Annotated in this window: 6 protein-coding genes; all 6 read left to right on the plus strand. The window is 36.0% G+C overall.

Annotation, left to right across the window (positions count from 1 at the left end; all coding sequences use genetic code 11):
• Positions 1-92: 92 nt before the first annotated feature.
• The 6 genes from G564_RS0112995 to G564_RS0113020 all read left to right on the plus strand — a co-directional run bounded on the left by G564_RS0112995 (position 93) and on the right by G564_RS0113020 (position 3,301).
• The gene (locus G564_RS0112995) at positions 93-617 is read left to right on the plus strand and encodes a hypothetical protein (RefSeq protein ID WP_211224628.1); all 525 of its coding nucleotides are present in this window, start codon (positions 93-95) and stop codon (positions 615-617) included.
• 218 nt (positions 618-835) lie between these two features.
• Positions 836-1,069: a hypothetical protein gene (locus G564_RS0113000; protein ID WP_029038037.1), complete on the plus strand. Its 234-nt coding sequence runs from the start codon at positions 836-838 to the stop codon at positions 1,067-1,069.
• Positions 1,053-1,355: a type II toxin-antitoxin system RelE/ParE family toxin gene (locus G564_RS0113005; RefSeq protein ID WP_029038038.1), complete on the plus strand. Its 303-nt coding sequence runs from the start codon at positions 1,053-1,055 to the stop codon at positions 1,353-1,355. Before G564_RS0113000 ends, G564_RS0113005 begins: the two co-directional genes overlap by 17 nt.
• A gap of 145 nt (positions 1,356-1,500) precedes the next feature.
• Complete coding sequence (locus G564_RS0113010) at positions 1,501-2,058, plus strand: hypothetical protein (RefSeq protein ID WP_029038039.1); 558 nt, start codon at positions 1,501-1,503, stop codon at positions 2,056-2,058.
• A gap of 155 nt (positions 2,059-2,213) precedes the next feature.
• Complete coding sequence (locus G564_RS19995) at positions 2,214-2,600, plus strand: NTF2 fold immunity protein (protein WP_051205464.1); 387 nt, start codon at positions 2,214-2,216, stop codon at positions 2,598-2,600.
• 155 nt (positions 2,601-2,755) lie between these two features.
• Positions 2,756-3,301, plus strand: coding sequence for a hypothetical protein (locus G564_RS0113020; protein ID WP_029038040.1), 546 nt, complete (start codon positions 2,756-2,758; stop codon positions 3,299-3,301).
• Positions 3,302-3,497: the final 196 nt, after the last annotated feature.

The following is a 3,497-nucleotide window of genomic DNA, read 5'->3' on the forward strand; positions in this document are numbered from 1 at the left end:
CTCAAAAATAGCATTTTTGAGTACCTTTAAAAATAGAACTTAAAAGATCAATTCGTGTCCCCTACTCCGCACTTGTGTTAACCGGGGCCGTTGTGAGCAAGCTAAAAAAAATAATGAGAAACATTCCTGACTTAATACAAGAGCTAATTCCACCGAATAACTATCAAAGCCGGAATGGATTCAGCAATGAGCATATTGTTTTAAGCTTGAGCGAAAAGGAAAAAGTTGAAGTTGAACGCAGATTAATCGAAATGCTTGATGAAACGGATGACGATTTAATCGGTGAAACCTTGGCAATAATGAATTCCACCGATTCTTTACCGATTATGAGGAAGAGATTGGAATCGGCAAAAAATCCTTCTCAGAAGATCATTTGGGCAAACTATATCAATGAGATAAAAGGCGGAGACCAGGAGATGAAAGATATTGCGCTCCAAGAAATGGACCGGGTAACGGAAAAATATTCCTTGACTTCAATCTTTTACTATTTATCACGATTTATGGATTCGCGGATTAATGAAAAAATTCGAAGTTTTACCAATGATAAAGATTACCTGATAGCTTACAACGCCAGAACCTCTCTCGGAATAGATACTGCGGACCTGATTAAACGCTGATCATAAAAGGATATCTGGAAAAAAGCCTGCTCACAACAACGGTTAACACAAATGCGGCTGACCCTTGAAAAATGGCATTTTTGAGTACCTTTAAAAATTGAAATTAAAAAATCAATTCGTGTCCCCAATCCGCACTTGCGTTAACCGGGACGTTATGCAGCAGTTAAAAACTTTTGAACAAAGAATATTATTTAAGTTCTTAATTGTAAATTTGAGATATGGACATAGATCTTCAAAATAAAAAAATAGAGTTAATTCAGTGGTTATCCACTCTGAATGATAAATCCATCGTTGAAAAAATAATGAAGCTGCGCGAAAGTGAGAAAACCGATTGGTGGAAAGAAATCTCAAAAGAAGAAAAAAAATCCATTGAACAAGGAATTAAAGATGCTGATTCCGGAAAATTAAGATCTCATTCAGAAGCAAGGAAATTATATGAAAAGTGGTTATAAAATTCAATGGTCTAACCACGCACTCTCCGAATTAGAAGATACGATTGAATATTTAGAAAAAAACTGGACAGAAAGAGAACTCAAGAATTTCTCTCAGGAACTTGATCATACTATAGAATTAATTTCTAAGAATCCAGAACTTTTCCAACTCTCCAAAAAAAATAATACAGTTAGAAGAGCGGTGGTTGCAAGATTTAATAATCTTTACTACCGACAAAAGAATGATGCCGTTGAAATTTTATCTCTATTCTCCAACAGACAAGATCCTGAGAAGATAAGAATCTAAAAAACCGCTGCATAACAATGAATAACACAAATTGCGGAATACCTCTCAAAAATGGCAATTTTGAGTACCATTATAAAACTGTCATTAACTGACAAATTCAAGTCTCCAAGCCCCAACTTGCGTTATTCGGGACGTTGGCAAACATATGAAAAGACAAATTATAACTTTCGTCGTAATTCTGATTTCAATAGTTTCTTGTAAACAAAATGAAACCAGTAAAGTTCAAATCACTGAACAAAATCCAACAGTTGAGTCAAGAGCTGGAAATGGAATAGAAGATTCTGCAATCGTTAATTCGAAGCAATTTGTTCAAAATGATAGCCTACAAATGCAGTTGTATTCGGACTTAGAAAAACTGACTGACAATCATAATTTTGAAGTTGAAAAAAAACCTGTTAATAACCGACACGTAGATAACGTAGTTGATACAATTATCACTCAAAAAGCGGACAATATTGAATTAACTTCCTATAAAACTGCCAGTGAAGAATGGGTTTACAAGGCTGTAATTACAAACCCTGATATCAAATTTTCAGAATCTATTCAAGTTGGAATGGAGAAAGATGTTCTGGGGAAAATTTTGAAAAAGGAATTAAACTCTGACCTCATAGAAGTTGGTAATTTGGAACGAACGTCTGGATTTATATTCTTCTTCGAAAATGATATCTTAAGAGAGATTGAATATGACGGATATTTAGATTAATACGTTTGCCAACACTGTATAAAAACAATGCTCAAACCTGTCTCAAATTGAAAGTCCGTGCTCGCTTGGACGCCTGATTGTCCTGCGGACAATCAAGCTTGCCAGCAAGCACTGTTTTTATACGGGACGTTGGCGTGCATTTAAAAAAAAATTCTATGAAAAAAATTCAACCTTACTTAATCCTTGCCTTATTTTTTATCAACTGGATTGCCTTCGGACAAGAAACGGACAATAAAGGAATGACGGAAGAACAGGCAAAAGCAGTTCTTAATGAAGCACTTTCGGACTCTGCTCTACATAATGTAATTGGCAACGGACCAAATTTAAAAGATAAAGTTCAAGCTGTAGAATTTGCAGAATTGGTTCTTTTCCAGACTTATGGAAAAGTGAATATTGAAAAACAAAAACCCTATAGTATTCATAACATCGACGGCTATTGGCTAATCTGTGGGAATCTACCAAAAGGTAAAGTAGGAGGAACTTTTTTGATTATTATAGATTCTCGTAATTATCAAATTATCCGGCTGACTCACGGAAAGTAAAATAAAACGACACGCCAACAACATATAAAAACAATGCTTAAATCAGTCTCAAAACGAAACTTGCTGCCCGCTTACTACGCTGATTGTCCTGCGGACAATCACGCACGCCATCTCGCACTGTTTTTATACGGGACGTTAGGCATCATATAAAAAAGATGGAAGAAAACTTTTACTGTATAAATTTTAGTTCAGGTAATAAAGATTTAAGGCTTGAGACGTTAATTGAATATGACGATCAAAAACTTCTCACTGGGGAATATACACCCGACCTACTACAATTAAAGTGGAGCGAAGGAAGAAGAGTAACGGACATTATTCGGCTGCAGGATATCTTCAACTTTCTGATCTCAAATGGCCTTAAAGCGGACTTTGAGAAAGAAGAACTTACTGGATGGAGAACTTATCCTGTAGAATTTGAAGGATTAGAAGATGATTATTTCGGATTCCAATGTTTAGGAAAATGTGGTAAAATCATTCCCCCCAAAAACACCGGCTTTACGATCGGATTATCATTCGATAAGCAGACTTGGGATGGAAGCGATTTCTTTTTACCCGCCGAGAGTTTAGGAATCCTTTGTACTGAGAAAGCTTATAGAGTTTTGGAAAAAAGAAAAATTAAAAACATCAAGATTGAAGACATTGATAGTCATAGATGGTACGGAATTGCAGATGGGAAAAATACGATGCCTAACAACATATAAAAACAATGCTTAATTTGTTCTTGAATCGAAACACCGTGCTCGCTTGCTTAGCGGATTGTCCTGCGGACAATCACGCTCGCCAGCTCGCACAGTTTTTATATGGGACGTTGCACACCATTTAGGCAAAGGCCTGTAATGATCAGCCAAAATATTACCTCCTGGAAGTAAAAAAAAGCTACTGGTTAGACACTCACTC

The organism is Salinimicrobium xinjiangense DSM 19287 (assembly GCF_000423585.1).
GTDB lineage: Bacteria > Bacteroidota > Bacteroidia > Flavobacteriales > Flavobacteriaceae > Salinimicrobium > Salinimicrobium xinjiangense.

Bases quoted from the DNA above. Each gene is read 5' to 3' on its own strand.
- G564_RS0113000 (WP_029038037.1), top strand. From the start codon at position 836: ATGGACATAGATCTTCAAAATAAAAAAATAGAGTTAATTCAGTGGTTA.
- G564_RS0113005 (WP_029038038.1), top strand. From the start codon at position 1,053: ATGAAAAGTGGTTATAAAATTCAATGGTCTAACCACGCACTCTCCGAA.
- G564_RS0113010 (WP_029038039.1), top strand. From the start codon at position 1,501: ATGAAAAGACAAATTATAACTTTCGTCGTAATTCTGATTTCAATAGTT.
- G564_RS19995 (WP_051205464.1), top strand. From the start codon at position 2,214: ATGAAAAAAATTCAACCTTACTTAATCCTTGCCTTATTTTTTATCAAC.
- G564_RS0113020 (WP_029038040.1), top strand. From the start codon at position 2,756: ATGGAAGAAAACTTTTACTGTATAAATTTTAGTTCAGGTAATAAAGAT.